The organism is Staphylococcus sp. GDY8P196P (assembly GCF_017891705.1).
Classification (GTDB): Bacteria; Bacillota; Bacilli; order Staphylococcales; family Staphylococcaceae; genus Staphylococcus; species Staphylococcus ureilyticus.
In genome coordinates this window covers 376,117-393,494 of record NZ_JAESJS010000003.1, presented here as the reverse complement: position 1 = coordinate 393,494, position 17,378 = coordinate 376,117, and the positions used below count along the sequence as shown (strand labels likewise).

The following is a 17,378-nucleotide window of genomic DNA, read 5'->3' as shown; positions in this document are numbered from 1 at the left end:
CAAACATAGACAATTAAAACCTTGAGATTTTAATTACAAAAAGAGCGCTAATCCTTTGCGGATTGGCGCTCTTATTTTGACTATGGTTATTTATCTCCTAAGCTTCTCATTTGTTAAAATGAGTGCACTATATCTATTAATTAATCTTTAAGTTTTTAGTTATTTCTTTATTAATTTGAGTGTATAGAGCTTCATTTTCCGATAATTTCATACCGAATGAAGGCACTATTTCTTTAACTTTTTCTTCCCAATTGTTAAATTCTTGTTTATAACAACGTTGAAGTACATCTAACATGATGTCAACAGCAGTTGAAGCACCTGGAGAGGCACCTAACAATGCTGCTAAAGAACCATCTTCAGAAGTAATGACTTCTGTACCAAATTGTAACGTGCCTTTTCCTTTATCTGTATCTTTAATGACTTGTACACGTTGTCCAGCAACCACAATTTCCCAGTTTTCGCTTTTTGCATTTGGCACAAATTGACGTAAATCTTCCATTCTCTCTTCATTTGATAATGTGAGTTGAGAAATTAAATATTTAGTTAAGTTCATTTCTTTAATTCCTGCCGATAGCATTGTAATAAGGTTGTTTGGTTTCACTGATTTTATTAAATCCATATTTGAACCAGTCTTTAAAAATTTAGGTGAAAAACCAGCAAATGGCCCAAACAATAATGTACGTTTGCCATCAATATAGCGTGTATCTAAATGTGGTACTGACATTGGTGGCGCACCAACAGCTGCTTTTCCATAAACTTTAGCAAGATGTTTTGATGTGATAGCCTCATCTCTACATACTAAGAACAGACCACTTACTGGGAATCCACCAATATGTTTAGATTCCTTGATACCTGTTTTTTGTAATAAAGGTAAACTAGCACCACCGGCACCAATAAACACAAAATCACTTTCCACTATTGTCACTTCATCCGTTTTCAAATCTTTCACTTTAACTTCCCAAGTGCCATCCTTACGTTGACTTAGGTTTTCTACTTCATGTTCGTAATTAAGTTCTACATGTTTATCTTCTAAATTTGAAAATAATTTTTTTGTTAACGCACTAAAATTCACATCTGTCCCCGTTTTATCATATGTAATAGCCATTGGTATATTGGATGTACGCCCTTCCATAATCAACGGTGCCCATTCAGAAATTTGCGCTTTGTCATCTGTAATTTCCATATTACTAAATAAAATATTTTTATTTAATCTTTCTACACGTCTTCTTAAAAAATCTACATTGCGTACACCCTGTACAAAACTCATATGCGGCACAGGCTTAATAAAGGCTTCAGGTTTTGATAATTGACCTTGCTTAACAAGATAATTCCAAAATTGCTTTGTAATTTGAAACTGTTCATTAATTTTAACAGCTTTAGAAATATCGATTGATCCATCTTTGTTTTCGTTTGTATAATTTAATTCGCATAATGCAGAATGCCCTGTTCCTGCATTATTCCACGCATTTGAACTTTCTTCTGCTGGTGTAGATAATCTTTCAAACATTTTAATATCTTTCTCAGGTGCAAGTTCTTTTAATAACGTTCCTAGTGTTGCGCTCATGATACCGCCGCCAATTAATATGACATCTGTTTTGCTATGTTGTTTACTCATAACAAACACAGTCCCCCTTTTATATATGTTTATAGACACGTTATCTTTATCTAGGAAAATCACAGCCATGATAAAGCGTTTTCTATAGTGAATAATTTAAATCTTAATCTACTATAATTATACTAAATGTTAAAAAAATAGCAGAATCTTTTGTCACACTTCTAATTATATACGTTATTGTCCTATGAAAAAAGGGCTTTCAGTAATTCTACTCAAATTATGTTAATACCTGTTAACTATAATAGCTATGAGACGACTTAAATTGCAATTAACATTAGACACTTAAAATCAAATTACATTGTGTCACACATAACATTCATTACTTTATCACTCTCTTAAATTTCATGCTATAATAAATTTTAATTTAATTCTTATACTTTTGGAGGTATTCCAATGAAATCTATCACTTTTTTTACGCATAATGTTTATGCTATGGGTGGTACTGTTAAATCTATTTCTCAATTAGCTAATGTTTTAGCCGAAAAAGGTCATAAGGTTGAAATCATTTCCGTTTTCAAGGGGGCTTCTAAACCTTATTTCAAACTACATAAATCTATTAAAGTTCGTGCTTTAACAGACTATCAGTTACATTTTTTAAATATTAAAGCTATATTTTTTAATAGAATCCGCAAATACACTCCGTTTTCTAGACCAAAATTAATTTCACAATATGAACCAGGTCTTTATCAGTTTTCACATTATATAGAAAAGAAAATGATTCAAGCAATACGTAATGTTTCCACTGATATGCTCATTGGTACACGTGCGAGTTTTAATATATTAATTGCTCACTATGGTCCACAAAATGTAGAGAAAATAGGTATGGAACATATGAATTTTGAAGCACATAACGATGCCCTACAACAAGAAATCTTAGATGCTTATCAATATTTAGACAAAATAACCACACTAACAGAAAGTGATAAAAGTAAATATGAATCTTTTGTTCAAACTCCTGTTTATGTCATACCCAACATTTTAAATGAGCCCCGTCTCTCAATATCAAAAGAAAAAATCATTACTGCCGCAGGACGACTAGAATACGAAAAAGGGTTCGACCTATTAATTCAAAGTATCATACCTATTCAACAAGAAGTCAGACGTTTTAAATATCAAATACACATCTATGGTGACGGAAAAGAGCATGAGCTTTTACAACAATTAGTCATAGAGCACCAACTAGCAGATATCGTAAAACTTTATGGTTCAACTCAGCAATTAAACGAAAAATTAGCTAAAAGTGATATTACAGTCGTCCCTTCTCGTAATGAAGGGTTCGGAATGGTAATTTTAGAAGCTATGAATCAAGGTAATGTCGTGGTTAGTTTTGATGGTAATGCAGGACCAGACGCTCTGATACAAAATAACGTCAATGGATACCTCGTATCGCATGGAAATGTAAAAGATCTTTCTAATAAACTACTCAGACTTATCAATCAGGAATTTAATAAACAATCCATCATAGAAAATGGGTATCAAACCGTCCAATTATTTTCATCAGATTCAGTCTACCATTACTTTCAAATGATGATTGCATCGAAATAAAAAAAGAAGCCAAACGGCTTCTTTTTTATTTCGATCTTTATATTTTATTACAATAAACTTAATCATCTGTAATATGCCATAATCACAGGCATCTTACTAACAACCATAACCACGATGATGCTTTAATGAATGATAAAGTTCAACATGAAAGTCCATAAACATATAAAGATAATAAATGCAAAACTATAGCGTAACGTCATTTTTAATAACTCTGATTCTTTACCTACTTGTTGTACAGATGCAGTTGCAATCGCAATGGATTGTGGTGAAATTAATTTCGCTGCTACACCACCTACTGTATTTGCAGATACAAGCAATGCACCGCTTGTACCAATATTATTAGCTACCGCTGACTGTATCGGAGCAAATAGTGTATTATTATTTGTCACAGAACCAGTTAAAAATACGCCAATCCAACCTAAGATAGGTGACAATAGCGGGAAGATTGATCCTGCTTTAGCAATACCTTCACCTAAAGCATTACTTAAACCTGCATAAGTCATCAATTTAGAAATAATTAAAATAATACAAATTGTAATAATAGGTAACCATAATTCTTTAAAAGTTAATTTTAATAAGCGTGTTGCATCAAGCATGTTCACTTGTTTTGACATTAATATAGTTATTAAAATTACTAATAAAATCGCTGTACCAGTTTGTCCAATGATATTGAGTGGTAATGTAATTGCCTTGTCAGCAATGTCACTATACGTACCTGGTAGTTGAATATTAAATACTAATGCGCTCAACGCACCATTAGGTGAGAACAACGCTTTAAATTGTGGTGCACTCCAAATCATAACTAATGCTGTTAAAATCACAAATGGACTCCATGCATATATTAAAGTTTTAAAATTATGTTTTACAATAGACTTAGGTTCTCCACTATCTTTCAACCTAAATATATTTTTAGGCTGATGTTTTTTAGAATATAAGGCTAACGCTAACATTGATACTAACGGTGGGATAATATCAGCTAGTTCTGGTCCAATAAACACCGTAATCAAAGCTTGTAATATCGTAAAAGTTCCACCAACAATAAGGATTGCTGGTAACGTTTCTTTAATACCTTTAAAACCGTCAATAATCCATACTAATAAAAATGGGATAAACATATTCATAATCGATAAAGTTAAAGCAGACATTTGAGAAACCGCAAATCCTGTAACATCACTTGGTAAACCAAGTGTATCAATCACTGTTACAGGCAAGCCAATTGCTCCAAATGCACCAGCTGAAGCATTAGCAATTAAACATAACATTGCAGCTTCTAAAGGTTTAAAGCCTAATTGAGTTAATAACAAGGCACATATGGCAATCGGCACACCAAAACCTGCTGCACCTTCTAAAAATCCATTAAACGCAAAACCTATGAGCAATAATTGAATACGATGATCTTGCGATACACTCGCAATACTATCTTGAATCTTATCAAATTGCCCAGTTTCATTTGTAACCTTATATAACAGCACTGCCATAATCACAATATAACCAATTGGAATGATGCCTTGGAAAAATCCTTCAATTGATGCACCTGTTGCGATATTCATAGGCAATTTGAATATCGTTATTGCAAGTATCAATGTAACTACTAATGTCGTAATTGACGCATATATCCCTTTCATTTTGAAAATGGTTAAGCATAATAAAAATAAAATGATAGGGATAGCGGCTACAATACTGGATAATAATACATTGTTAAAGGGGTTAATACTTTCTACAAACATTTATACTCACTTCCTATACTTAAATTAATTAATCATCTTCCATTTGTGAATTATTTCACATAAATTATAACATCTACTTTAAGTAAAATACAATAATTTTCAAAAAATTAATAGCCTAAAATTAAAGTTTTTTATTTTTCTAATAAACTCCAATTGAATATACATCATCTCAAACGCAATTCTTCAATCCTAATATGAATATTGAAGTTTCTTTTATCTATGACGTATTAAATGATAAAATAAGGATAATAATATTTAAATCGAGGGATTATAAATGATAAAGCAAATAGAAGTTTCAACGTGGGACCTTTTCGTAAAGGACCTTGAGAAAGCTACAGCACAAGGATATACTCACTTTGTATATATAGATCAAAATAGTGAAATTTATCAATCGATGTTAGACGCAGTTACACTAAAACCGGTCACTATCGTTGCAGATTATACAATCAATCAACAATATTTAAATGATTGCCGATATTTTGGTAAACCCGAAATCACTTTTAATGATTGGATGGATAATCTAAATCATTTTCCAAATATTATTTTCCATATAGAAACCACTCAAAAAATAATAAACAATTATACCATTAATAATATATTTGACTTAGCATTATTATCACTATTGCAAGATGATGTAGCAACAGATAGCCATGTCGTTTTCAATTTCAAACATGCTTTTACAACCAGTAGTGCTATATGGGATTATATTCAAGCATTCACGCCATTAAACACTACTAAATTCAATTTAAACAAATTAGCCTTTGAACATAAACACTCGATACCATTTAAAAATAGTGAAACACTAGCGCCTAATCACGACGACATTCGATTTACAGATAAAGTGCTTAAAAATACTAAATTCAAACTTCCACATTGGATTTATACTTTATTTCATCGTCATTACGAAAAAAAACATTATGAAAGCAGTTATATTTATAAGAAAGATAAATCGAAAGTTAAAAATCATATCGTCTTTTTAGGTTTTGATTATGGATTTCGAGGTAATTCTCGCTATTTATTTAATCATTTTGCAAAGTACTTTTCTAAATTACCTATATTTTTTATAACGAATGATGTAAATGGCCCTAATTTTATCGATCCAAATGACGCGAAATCAAAAAATCTAATAGAAACAGCAAGTGTGGTTATTTTAGAAAACGATATCCCTGATGATATCCAACCAAATGGTACAATTATACAACTATGGCATGGCACACCTATTAAAAAACTATTTTTAGATAGTCATGAACCTAATGAGAATCTCAATACCTATAATTATCGTGCACGCAAATATAATAAATGGTTGCAACAAGATTACTTCATCAGTGATTCCGGAGCCATTATGGAACATTTCAAGTCTGCGTTTCCCCAACAACACACACACTTATTAAATTGTGGGTATCCGAGAATTAGATATCTGTTAGATAAACAATCTGGTCAACCATATATCTCATTTATAAAAAAAGAATTAAAACTAGATCCTCAAAAACAAACATTACTTTATGTTCCTACATGGAAAGCAGCAAATGAAGCAACCGATTTGTTACCAATGAGTGATGGCTTATTGAATAAATATAATGTTATCTTTAAAGGACATATCAACGACCAATCTAACTATATACCTGAAAATGCTATCATTGCGCCATCACATATTGAAGTTCAAGATTTATTGTTAGTATCAGATACAGTATTAACAGATTATTCTTCACTTATTTTTGATGCACTTACGATTGATAAAACTGTCTGTCAATATACGCCTGACCATGAAAAATATGTGAGTGAACGCGGTGTTTATGAAGATGTTATGCATTCTCTTTCTACAGTTAGATATAGTGATTCAAAAGCGCTCTTAAATGATTTAATCAGTCACCAAATGAAAGATATACATGCTAATCCGTTTATAAATAAAGACAACCATGCCTTTGAAACGATTTCACATATTATTCAAAAGTCGATTAATTCCAATAAATTAAACTAATCATCACATATACAACCAACAATTTGTTATTCTAATTTAAATTCAAAGTTTTAAATTATGAATATTGGCTTTGGTGCTTTTATTTAAATATAAAATGCATTTAAAGGAATCATACTCGAACGATTCGCACATAAAGAAAATTTTACCAAAATAAAAAGTGGCAAGTTAGAAGTTAATGCTTTCTACTTGCCACTTTTTTATAATACGTATAAAAATCACGTTATTTTATGATGCTTTTATTGTTGGTAAGCTGGATCAACTACTCTAACAGTTCCTTGTTGGTCAACAGTTACAATTGAATAACTACCAGGTTGTGCTTGGTTTTGGAAGCTAAAGATATAGCTATAATTCCCTTCGCTTCCTTCAATAGCATAATCATTATAAGGATTTGATTGGCCATTTAACGCATTGACTTCAGCAGTTGCATTGTCTAAAGCGTTTTGGAAATTAGGCAATGACTGTAAAGCTGTTTGTGCGTCAGTGCTACCTGAAGTAATGTTTTGTGCGACTGGCACTGCATTTTGACCTTGATAAGGTGCCACATATTGAGAAGCACCACTGTTACCTGTGTTGCCCGCATTTGAATTACTTGCACTATTAGATGCTTGATCAGCATTACTATTTGCATTACTTGCTGTACTCTCATTGCTATCCGCATTGCTTGAATTGTTATCATTATTTGAATTATCGCTATTGCTATCACTGCCGTTGGAACCGTTAGTCGAACTATCATTGGCATTGTCACTGTTTCCAGAATTGCTGCTATCATCAGAGTTAGAACTAGAGTCTGAGTCAGAACTATTTTTATCAGCATCACTGTCTGATTTGTTGTCCGAATTACTATCTGAATCTTTATCGGAACTATCATTGTCCTTTTTGTCATCGCTCTTAGAATCTTTTGAGTCTTTTGATTTGTCATCGGAAGACTGTTTGTCTTTCGAACTATCGTCTTTACTACCGCCATTGTCATCACTACCATTAGAACAAGCAGCAAGTGCTAATGTAAGTGTAAGAAAACCTGCTAATAACTTCTTCATATAATAAGCCTCCTTAGTTGTGTCCTTCCCATTGCCTAATTTAAAATTATGTAATGTGTTTAATAATTAGGATAAATGAGAATTATTATGTTATTCACTATTATTATTAAAATAAACACCTTTTATCAAAACTTTTTTTGAAATAAATATAATTTTTACAAAAACTTAAAAAATAGAAACTTTAATTTAATATCTAGCTTTTGCAATAGGAATACAATGCGCCAAGATAATTGAACAGATTACAGGATAAATGACTTTTTCAAAAGCTGCTATATGGTTTTTTCCATTATTAAATCTGTATCTACCACGTTACCAGTATGAAATTCATGGGAACCTGTTATACGTAGGCCTTGTTTTTTATAAAAGTTTAATGCTTTTTCATTATATTCCCATACACCTAACCAAATTTTTGTTTTATACAACTCGCGTGCTTTTTTAATTGCAAAATCAAAAACATTTTTCCCTTTTCCTCCACCTTGTGATTGAGGTAAAAAGTATATTCTTTGAATTTCTAAGTAGGATTCACCCATTGCCTCAGTTTGTGCATCGTCTATATTTAATTTAAAATAACCTACAATTTCATTATTGCTGAGATAAAAATATGTGAATGAATGTTTATTATTCAATTCGTCTTTTAACGTTTCCACATTATATGCCTGTTTAAAATAGGTTTCAAAATCTTCCTGTGTATATCCACCTTCTTTGAATGTATGTTTAAATGTTGTAATACAAATTTCTCTTAACCGATGTACTTCCGATTGTTTTACCAATTCAATATTATCTGTCATACTGCATGCCCCCTTTTTGCCATCTTGTCAATTAGTATACTAAAATGTTAAATATGTTACTATACGACTTAATATATTTTTTTGACAACTTAAAGTATAGTCAAATGACATAAAGTTTACGATTGTTAAAATTAAAACGCTTACTTTTAAATCAGCGCTTTTACACTTATTGTGAAATTCACAATATCATGATAAAGTAGTTCTAGTTTTTTAATTGTTCATAAATATATATACATAAGGGAGTGCCATAAGGCAATGACGAAAACATTTAAAGCTTTTGTGGTCAATGAACAAGACGGCAAAGTAACAAGCGAATTTAAAGATATGACAATAGATGATCTTCCAGAAGGTGAAGTGTTGATTAAAACGAAATACTCTGGAATTAATTATAAAGATGCATTAGCTACATTAGACAATTCAAAAATTGTTAACAGTTATCCAATGGTGCCAGGCATCGATTTAGCAGGTGTGGTAGCTCACTCTGACACACATGCTTTTGAACCAGGAGATGAAGTCATCGTTACAGGGTACGGTTTAGGAACAGACCATTTCGGAGGTTTTAGTGAATATGTTCGCGTAAAAGAAGAATGGATTGTACCTTTACCTAAAGACCTCACACTTGAAGAAGCTATGATATATGGGACAGCAGGTTACACAGCTGGTTTAGCAATTGAAAAATTAGAGCATAATGGACTATCTGTAGAAAAAGATCAAGTGCTTGTAAGAGGTGCAACAGGTGGTGTAGGAACATTAGCGATTATGATGTTAAATGGCATTGGATATGATGTGATCGCTAGTACAGGTAAGACTGAAGCTACTGAAACACTTAAAACCATAGGTGCAAAAGATGTTATTTCTAGAATTGACAAAGAAGATAATAAACCTTTAGGTAAACGCACATGGCAAGCAGTCATCGATCCAGTTGGTGGTGACAGTTTTTCACAAATCATTAAGCAACTTAATTATAATGGTAGCGTTGCGCTCATTGGCATGACAGGAGGCGCTACATTCGATAGTTCAGTCTTTCCTTTCATATTAAGAGGTGTAAACGTTATAGGTATTGACTCTGTATATACAGAAATGAGACAACGGAAACATATTTGGCGTCGTCTATCAAAAGATTTAAAACCAGATCAATTACATGATATAAAACATAATATAAACTTTAAAGATATTAAAAACAGCATAGATGAAGTGCTTCAACATAATAATTCTGGTAGAATTGTTATCGAATTCGACGCATAAGATGATTTTATAAAACTCCGCACATCAAACAAAAATTGATGTGCGGAGTTTTATTTGATATCAACTTATATAACTATACATTTTTATTTAAACTACAAAAATATTACAATTCATATAAATATATATCAATAGATAAATTTATTATACTTTAACATTTACAATTAAAATATGAAAGCGTATACTTATTATTATTGAATATTATCAGGAGGGTTAATATGGGAATCAAAGTGAATAAAAAGCTCATCTTTTTCCTTGGTGCATTGGGAGGATTACTCTATGGTTATGACATGGGGGTTATATCAGGTGCACTGTTATTTATAAAAGATGACATACCGTTAAATAGTTTTACTGAAGGACTTGTCGTTGCATCGATGTTAGTCGGCGCTATCTTCGGCTCCGGTGCGAGTGGACCTATGTCTGATAGATTAGGTCGTAGACGTGTTGTATTTATTATCGCTATTATTTATATTGTCGGTGCATTAATTTTAGCCTTAGCACCATCAATGCCAGTATTAGTAATTGGTAGACTTGTTATCGGATTAGCTGTCGGTGGCTCAACAGCAATCGTACCAGTATATTTATCTGAAATGGCACCTACCGAACAACGTGGTTCGTTAAGTTCCTTAAACCAATTAATGATTACAATTGGTATTTTATCTTCATATTTAATTAACTATGCTTTCACTCCAATCGAAGGATGGAGATGGATGCTCGGTTTAGCAGTATTACCTTCACTCATTCTATTAATCGGTGTAGCATTTATGCCTGAAAGCCCTAGATGGCTACTTGAACACAGAAGTGAAAAAGCTGCTCGTGACGTTATGAAATTAACATTTAAAGAAAGCGAAATTGATAAAGAAATTGCTGATATGAAAGAAATAAATGCTATTTCTGAAAGCACTTGGAATGTATTAAAATCACCTTGGTTAAGACCAACATTGATCATTGGTAGTGTATTTGCTTTATTACAACAAATTATAGGTATTAACGCTATTATTTATTACGCACCAACGATATTTAGTAAAGCTGGTCTTGGAAATGCAACTTCTATATTAGGCACAGTTGGTATTGGTACCGTAAACGTCCTTATTACGATTGTAGCAATTATGATTATTGATAAAATAGATCGTAAGCGATTATTAGTCATCGGTAATATTGGTATGGTTGCTTCACTATTAATCATGGCAATATTAGTTTGGACAGTTGGTATCCAATCTTCTGCATGGATTATGGTTGCTTGTCTAACGCTTTTCATCATCTTCTTTGGTTTTACTTGGGGACCAGTACTTTGGGTTATGTTACCAGAATTATTCCCAATGCGTGCACGTGGTGCTGCAACAGGAATCGCTGCTTTAGTACTATCTATTGGTAGTTTACTAGTTGCGCAATTATTCCCTATTTTGACTGATGTTTTATCAGTAGAACAAGTTTTCTTAATCTTTGCAGCTATCGGTGTCTGTGCTTTAATCTTTGTTATTAAATACTTACCAGAAACACGCGGACGTAGTTTAGAAGAAATAGAAGCTGATTTAAGATCTAGAACAAATGCAACTGATGTCAATGTTAAAGAATCCAAATAAACATTACATTGCTAAAACAAAATTAATGTGAGTTTTTAGGGTATAAAACCTATGCTCAAAATAAGAGAGCTAATCCGTTCTGGATTAGCTCTCTTTGCATCTCGCAAATTAATCCGTATAGTTTTCTAAAAGATGGTTTGGTATCACTCACTCTGAATGTGAACGCGTTGTATTATCATTAAAAAATGATATCAATTAGCACAACATCACACACGTCAGATTCTATCTTTATGATAGAGCAATGGACATGTGTTTCATAGATAACTATCTTTAAACTACTGCTTCGCATTTAAACATTCTTCAACATATTTAAATTTAGTATTTGATATACATCCCACAAGAATGAGGTTCCGTAGTCGTAAATCCGAATTGTTCATACAATTGATCTGCAGGATAATCTGCCATTAAACTCACATAAGTACCATCTTCTGCAACAGATGATATATATTTCATAATATTAGTCATAACCTGTTTACCATAACCCTGACCTTGATAACGTGGTTCTACTGCTATGTCAATAATTTGAAAAGCAGTACCGCCATCTCCAATTACTCTGCCCATCGCTATTAATAAGTCATCATCATATATTGTAATGTCAAAGCATGCATTTGATATCCCTTTTTCTGTCGCCTTTTGTGATTTTTCACTTAACCCAGCTTTTTTTCTCATATTTCTATAATCTTGTACTGTTGGCGCTTCGTACTTTATTTTAACCATGTATTTTCATCCCCCAGACTGCTAAACCATGATTTATAAATATTTTTTCATCACTACTTTATTAGATTCTTTGAATGCATCATTATGACTCGATACATAACCTTCAGGAGCCGCTTCTGGTTCAACATAAAGCTTTGCTAGATTAGCTGCGTTTGCTGCGTCGCTAAAAGCACTCGCGATTAAGTGTGCTTTTGCTTCATGATAAATAATATCACCACAAGCGTATAGACCTTCAATACTCGTTGCAGTGTTACCAAACCCTTTAATATTATATTCACTATGCATATCAACTTGAGTTGTAGATTGTTCTAATAATGTATTTTCTCTATCGAATCCATGACTGACGATGACTTCGTCAAAAGCACGTACCTCTTGTTCCCCTGTTTCAATATTTTCCAATATCACTTGTTCTATACGCGACTGGGTAACGTCTCCTATTAATTGATAGATATGTGTGTTGGGTAACTTTTCTACTGACAATCCATCTAATATATTTTTCATTGCTTCATAACCCTTGATATCCGCTTTTCGATAAATTAATGTCACACTTTTAGCATAGCCACTTAAATCATTTGCCCAATCTAGAGCAGAGTTACCTGCCCCTGAAATCAATACGTTTTTGTTTTTAAAATGTTTTAAAGATTGCACAACATAATGTAAGTTTGTTAATTGATATCTTTCTGCTCCCTTGATATCAAGTTGTTTTGGATTAATGATGCCACCACCAATGGCGATAATAACAGATTTGGATTTATATATAATTCCTTTATTGGTCTCTACTTCAAAATGACGTTCAGCCAATTTCCTAATATCTATCACACGTTCCTCTAAATTTACTTTAGGATTAAAATGTAGTCCTTGATTAACAGTATCTTGTATAATTTCATAGCAAGGTTTCGGTGCCAATCCCCCGATATCCCAAATAATCTTTTCAGGATACACGTGCATTTTACCTCCTAGCTTATCTTGAATATCAATAATTCTTACATTCATCCCTCTTAATCCAGAATAAAAGCTCGCGAACAGACCGGCTGGTCCACCACCGATAATGATTACATCATCCATAATAATCCTCCTACATGTACTACTTATTAATACCTATTATCCTATTATTGATAATGCTTATCAATTAAAAAGGGTGACTTTTTAATAATTAATTACTTTATATGTATAATGGCTTTAAAATAAAATAAAAAGACGATCAAATTCGTATCGATCGTCTGCTATATCTATGATTGCTATATTTGTTTTAAAAATCTATTTAGAGAAATTATTTTTCTGATTTTTTGACAATGGCGTTTTTAAGCAAGAAGAATAATAAAATAAAACCAGCTGTAATCACTGTATGCCCCATTCCTGCATAGCCAGCAAATGATTCTGGAACTTTAAGTCCCATCACTTGGTAAGTGCCTTTCGTAAACATCATACCAATCGTTACCAATACACCTATATTATACACGATAAAGAACCAATTAAATAAATAATAACTACTCAAATTAAATACTTTTGTTACTGGTAATAAAATGAGATGCATAAACATTCCTAATATTAACGTATGCGTATGTACTACTACTAATTGTGTATCACCTGTAAAGTCATAAGCAAGTGTTAATTCACGATAATAAAAACCACTAAGCAATCCTAAGATTGTATAAATTAAAAAAGCGTATAATATTCTGCGCATTCAAAATCCTCCTTAAAAATTATTATAAAATAAATTTAATTAAAATACAGTGACAATTCACCAAACTTCACAAAAAAGCCAGTAATCAAAATCTGATTACTAGCTTAATCACTTATACTTTATCTTTCTTTACGAGACTTTTTAAAAATTGCTATGAGCGCTAAAATAATAGCTATGATAGATACAATCCATAAAGCGATAGAATCATTGCCCGATTGATTATTTTCAGAATCAACATCAGCTTTTTTGGATACTTTAGTCATAGGTGATGGTTTTTCTGCGTCTTCATCACCATTCCATTTTACAGTTTCTCCATCGTCATAAGTTTGATAAGCATCCCATTTAAATTCGCCTTCTTTATCAGGATTTGCTACTTGAATAGGTAAATCGACAAATTCATTGGGTCCAATACCTTTATCTTTAGCTGTCCAAGTGATTTTGGTAATATTACCATCGTCATCTTTAGTTAATTTATGATCAAATGTTTCCTGTGGTGCAACACCTACAACATTTACACCTTTGGGTACTTTCAACTCTATTTTTGTCGTGTTCGCTTCTTTTTCTACTGGAACTCTAACATCATATTTTTCATAAGAACCTGGTTCACTTGTGTCAGGATTCATAGTCACATGTGCATGAGCACTTTTGGAAAATACTAAAACAGTAAAACAAACTGCGATGGCTAAAATAAATTGTCTTTTCATCTTTTAAACTCCTATCCTGGGATATTTAATTGACTCATAATTACACCTGCTAATATGAGTAAAATACCTATACTTAGTTCTATGATTAATGCAAATCTATTTGTCTGACGATGCTTACCAAGCGCTCTAGTTGTTTGATAAAATCCTAACGTCATCATCACAAATGTTAGCAAAATCTTAATAAGTAATAAAACGCTCCACGTTTGAATATTTTTCCACAATGTTAAGACATTCGTTTGGTCAATTGACATAAGGACACCTGATATGACAATTAACATGACAGCGCTAATATTTACTTTTAATAAAAAAGGTCTCATTTGATTTACTGCAAATTGTTTTTTACCCAATACCATCACCACTAAGTATATCAAAGCGCCTAACCAAAATGAGATTCCAGTAATATGGATCACTCTGATAAAAATCGACCATATTGGTACAGATTGAGACCAAGCATGTCCAGACATACTAAGCGCAATTAATATTAGACTTGGAATGAATATATACCAACTTGTAGCCATATTTTTCAAAGTGAAAAGCAATAATAATATGATAACTGCAATCATTGTTAATATGAATGGTGTTTGCAATAAAGTTGCTTTTTGTAGACTTAACACATCTGACACAACATCAGAAGATAAAGTCATCATATAAATTAAAACTGTGATAACGGAAATCATGACCAACGTCAAAATGGTTGGCATCGTGTATGTTTTAAAATTTAAATGAGGTAAACTTTGTCTTTTAGCTAAGCGGTTGACAAAATAAAGGCCGGTAAGTGTAATCAATAATCCTTCTATTATAAAGCGCGTAACCCCAAACCAAAAATCTGCCTTTTCATAAAACGGTGGTGCTGTATCAATTCCATTTGCTGTCTGTTTTCCAACTGAAAATTCAAAACTATCATTGATCTCATGGCCATCTGCAGACATTGTATGCCATTTTATACTGTGCGTACCTTTATTTAAATTTTCAATAGGAAATGTCAATGTTTGAGAGGAACCTGTTGTACTTGGTTTTACTTCAGTCAATTCAGAACCATTGTCATCATAAATCTTTATGCTTGAATACTTTGAATGGACTGGTTCATTAAATTGTAATGTTATTTCTTTTGGCGCGTTTTCAACCACACTATTTTGTGCTGGAGTAACTTTTTCTAAAGTTGCATGTGCTGAAACTTGCTGAGAACAAGTAACTATCCCAATGATCAACGAAATTATAAATATAACATAAGAAAACTTATGAAGTTTAAATGTTAATTGCACTTTCATCCCCCTTTTTCAAAAAGTTTATATTATCAATGATATTAAATGAAATATATATTCACAATATAAATTTCATTTTGTCATTTTTTGGACAAATAATTATAAATTAAATATTATTGTTCAAATTAATTAGAAATAAAAGATTAGTTTTGTTACCATTAAAAATATTTATAATGTGTTGTTATAAAAATAAGTATTAAACTAATGCTAAATTTGTTTTTATTAGAAATGCTAAGTTACAAATTATGTATAAATTTAAATAGCAAAGGACTAATCCGTCGACTCTCACACGGACTAGTCCTTTGCTTTAATTATGCGCTTTAGGCCTCAACTTCTTATTCTTCAAGAATGATATGGTTTACATAAATATAACGCATTAAAATTCATCTTGTTCAACTTGCACAATTTTATCTACTTTACGTTGAGAACCGCCTTCCCAACTTACATTTAAGTATGCTTCAACATTTTTTTTAGCAACTTCTATACCAATAATTTGTGCACCCATAGTCAGTATTTGGGCATTGTTACTTAACTGTGCACGCTCTGCAGAATAGTAATCATGCGCCAAAGCAGCGCGTATGCCTTTTAATTTGTTGGCTGTTATCGCAACGCCAATGCCAGTTCCACAAATAAGAATACCACGTTCATTATCTCCTTGTTGGATGCTTTTACCAACTTTAGCAGCAACATCTGGATAATCCGTCTCTGCACAATGATAACAACCAAAATCTTCTACTTCATGGCCGAGTGTTTCTATATGCGTTTTCACTGCTTCTTTTAAGTCGTAACCATTGTGGTCTGCACCGATTGCTATTTTCATTCTAACTCCTCCTTATATACTTATCACTTCACTTATACATATGATTTAAATGTATTTAACATCAGATACGCTGACATCGCGCCAGGATCTACATGACCTTGCGAACGATAGCCTAATCGCTTAGAACGGCCTTTATTTGAAACAATATCCTTTGTACTTTCCATACCTTTTTTAGCCTCTAAAAGTGCAATCTCAAATGCTTCCTTGAAATTAATAGTTTGAGATTTAGATGTTTCTAATGAAAGATAGAATGGTTCAAGTGTATCAATCATCGTTTTATCACCTATTTCAGCTTTACCTCTTGCCTTAATTCCTTTACTGAATGCAATCCAAAATTGATATAAATCTGTATCATCTAATTCAGTTTTATTTTTCACTGCAACTGCTGACTTTAAAAAACCTGAAGCATATAAAGGACCTACAGATGACCCGACTGCATCCAAAAAGCTTTTACCAACAGCAACACTGATTTTTGCAATATCATCTTGTACTTGTAACTCGTTATGAATCGTACTTTTTACAGCTTGATAACCAATATTCATCGTCACACCATGATCACCATCACCTATTTTTCTATCTAATTCACATAAGTTATCTTTTTGTTCTTCAAACAACTCAGCTAATGCTAGGATGAATGATTTATATGTTTCACTTGTTAATGTCATTACAATTTCCT

The 17,378-nt window shown here is 32.2% G+C and carries 15 protein-coding genes; 4 read left to right on the top strand and 11 right to left on the bottom strand.

The features are described from left to right. Positions 1-136 precede the first annotated feature (136 nt). Entirely contained in the window at positions 137-1,615 is a 1,479-nt protein-coding gene (gene mqo, locus KA814_RS01845; protein WP_046208536.1) for a malate dehydrogenase (quinone), read from the bottom strand. A gap of 393 nt (positions 1,616-2,008) precedes the next feature. Here mqo and KA814_RS01840 point away from each other — a divergent pair, with 393 nt between their 5' ends. Further along, positions 2,009-3,160, top strand: coding sequence for a glycosyltransferase family 4 protein (locus KA814_RS01840; protein ID WP_064209334.1), 1,152 nt, complete (start codon positions 2,009-2,011; stop codon positions 3,158-3,160). A 122-nt stretch (positions 3,161-3,282) separates the two neighbouring features. On the opposite strand, the gene KA814_RS01835 is transcribed toward KA814_RS01840, so the two are convergent. After that, entirely contained in the window at positions 3,283-4,887 is a 1,605-nt protein-coding gene (locus KA814_RS01835; RefSeq protein ID WP_019468859.1) for an L-lactate permease, read from the bottom strand. Positions 4,888-5,161: 274 nt separating this feature from the next. Here KA814_RS01835 and KA814_RS01830 point away from each other — a divergent pair, with 274 nt between their 5' ends. Continuing rightward, positions 5,162-6,865 carry a CDP-glycerol glycerophosphotransferase family protein gene (locus KA814_RS01830; protein ID WP_210122651.1) on the top strand — a complete coding sequence of 568 codons (1,704 nt, stop codon included), beginning with the start codon at positions 5,162-5,164 and terminating at the stop codon, positions 6,863-6,865. A gap of 236 nt (positions 6,866-7,101) precedes the next feature. On the opposite strand, the gene KA814_RS01825 is transcribed toward KA814_RS01830, so the two are convergent. Continuing rightward, on the bottom strand, positions 7,102-7,902 hold the full coding sequence (locus KA814_RS01825) for a hypothetical protein (RefSeq protein ID WP_046208539.1): 801 nt from the start codon (positions 7,900-7,902) through the stop codon (positions 7,102-7,104). Positions 7,903-8,171: 269 nt separating this feature from the next. Continuing rightward, on the bottom strand, positions 8,172-8,690 hold the full coding sequence (locus tag KA814_RS01820; RefSeq protein ID WP_064209332.1) for a GNAT family N-acetyltransferase: 519 nt from the start codon (positions 8,688-8,690) through the stop codon (positions 8,172-8,174). A 255-nt stretch (positions 8,691-8,945) separates the two neighbouring features. On the opposite strand from KA814_RS01820, the gene KA814_RS01815 reads away from it, so the two are divergent. Both KA814_RS01815 and glcP read left to right on the top strand, forming a co-directional pair. Beyond that, positions 8,946-9,935: an acrylyl-CoA reductase family protein gene (locus tag KA814_RS01815; RefSeq protein WP_046208541.1), complete on the top strand. Its 990-nt coding sequence runs from the start codon at positions 8,946-8,948 to the stop codon at positions 9,933-9,935. 215 nt (positions 9,936-10,150) lie between these two features. After that, positions 10,151-11,515 carry a glucose transporter GlcP gene (gene glcP / locus KA814_RS01810; RefSeq protein ID WP_176745319.1) on the top strand — a complete coding sequence of 455 codons (1,365 nt, stop codon included), beginning with the start codon at positions 10,151-10,153 and terminating at the stop codon, positions 11,513-11,515. A gap of 315 nt (positions 11,516-11,830) precedes the next feature. Here glcP and KA814_RS01805 read toward each other — a convergent pair whose 3' ends face one another. The 7 genes from KA814_RS01805 to dhaL all read right to left on the bottom strand — a co-directional run bounded on the left by KA814_RS01805 (position 11,831) and on the right by dhaL (position 17,367). Continuing rightward, the gene (locus KA814_RS01805) at positions 11,831-12,232 is read right to left on the bottom strand and encodes a GNAT family N-acetyltransferase (RefSeq protein WP_064209331.1); all 402 of its coding nucleotides are present in this window, start codon (positions 12,230-12,232) and stop codon (positions 11,831-11,833) included. A gap of 33 nt (positions 12,233-12,265) precedes the next feature. Further along, positions 12,266-13,297: an NAD(P)/FAD-dependent oxidoreductase gene (locus tag KA814_RS01800; protein ID WP_064209330.1), complete on the bottom strand. Its 1,032-nt coding sequence runs from the start codon at positions 13,295-13,297 to the stop codon at positions 12,266-12,268. Positions 13,298-13,502: 205 nt separating this feature from the next. Then, positions 13,503-13,916, bottom strand: coding sequence for a DUF2871 domain-containing protein (locus tag KA814_RS01795; RefSeq protein ID WP_019468851.1), 414 nt, complete (start codon positions 13,914-13,916; stop codon positions 13,503-13,505). Positions 13,917-14,035: 119 nt separating this feature from the next. After that, entirely contained in the window at positions 14,036-14,620 is a 585-nt protein-coding gene (locus KA814_RS01790; protein ID WP_019468850.1) for a YcnI family copper-binding membrane protein, read from the bottom strand. Positions 14,621-14,631: 11 nt separating this feature from the next. Next, the gene (locus KA814_RS01785) at positions 14,632-15,888 is read right to left on the bottom strand and encodes a copper resistance CopC/CopD family protein (protein ID WP_046207593.1); all 1,257 of its coding nucleotides are present in this window, start codon (positions 15,886-15,888) and stop codon (positions 14,632-14,634) included. A gap of 370 nt (positions 15,889-16,258) precedes the next feature. Beyond that, on the bottom strand, positions 16,259-16,702 hold the full coding sequence (rpiB, locus tag KA814_RS01780) for a ribose 5-phosphate isomerase B (RefSeq protein WP_064209329.1): 444 nt from the start codon (positions 16,700-16,702) through the stop codon (positions 16,259-16,261). 32 nt (positions 16,703-16,734) lie between these two features. Continuing rightward, on the bottom strand, positions 16,735-17,367 hold the full coding sequence (gene dhaL / locus KA814_RS01775; protein WP_064209328.1) for a dihydroxyacetone kinase subunit DhaL: 633 nt from the start codon (positions 17,365-17,367) through the stop codon (positions 16,735-16,737). Positions 17,368-17,378 lie beyond the last annotated feature (11 nt).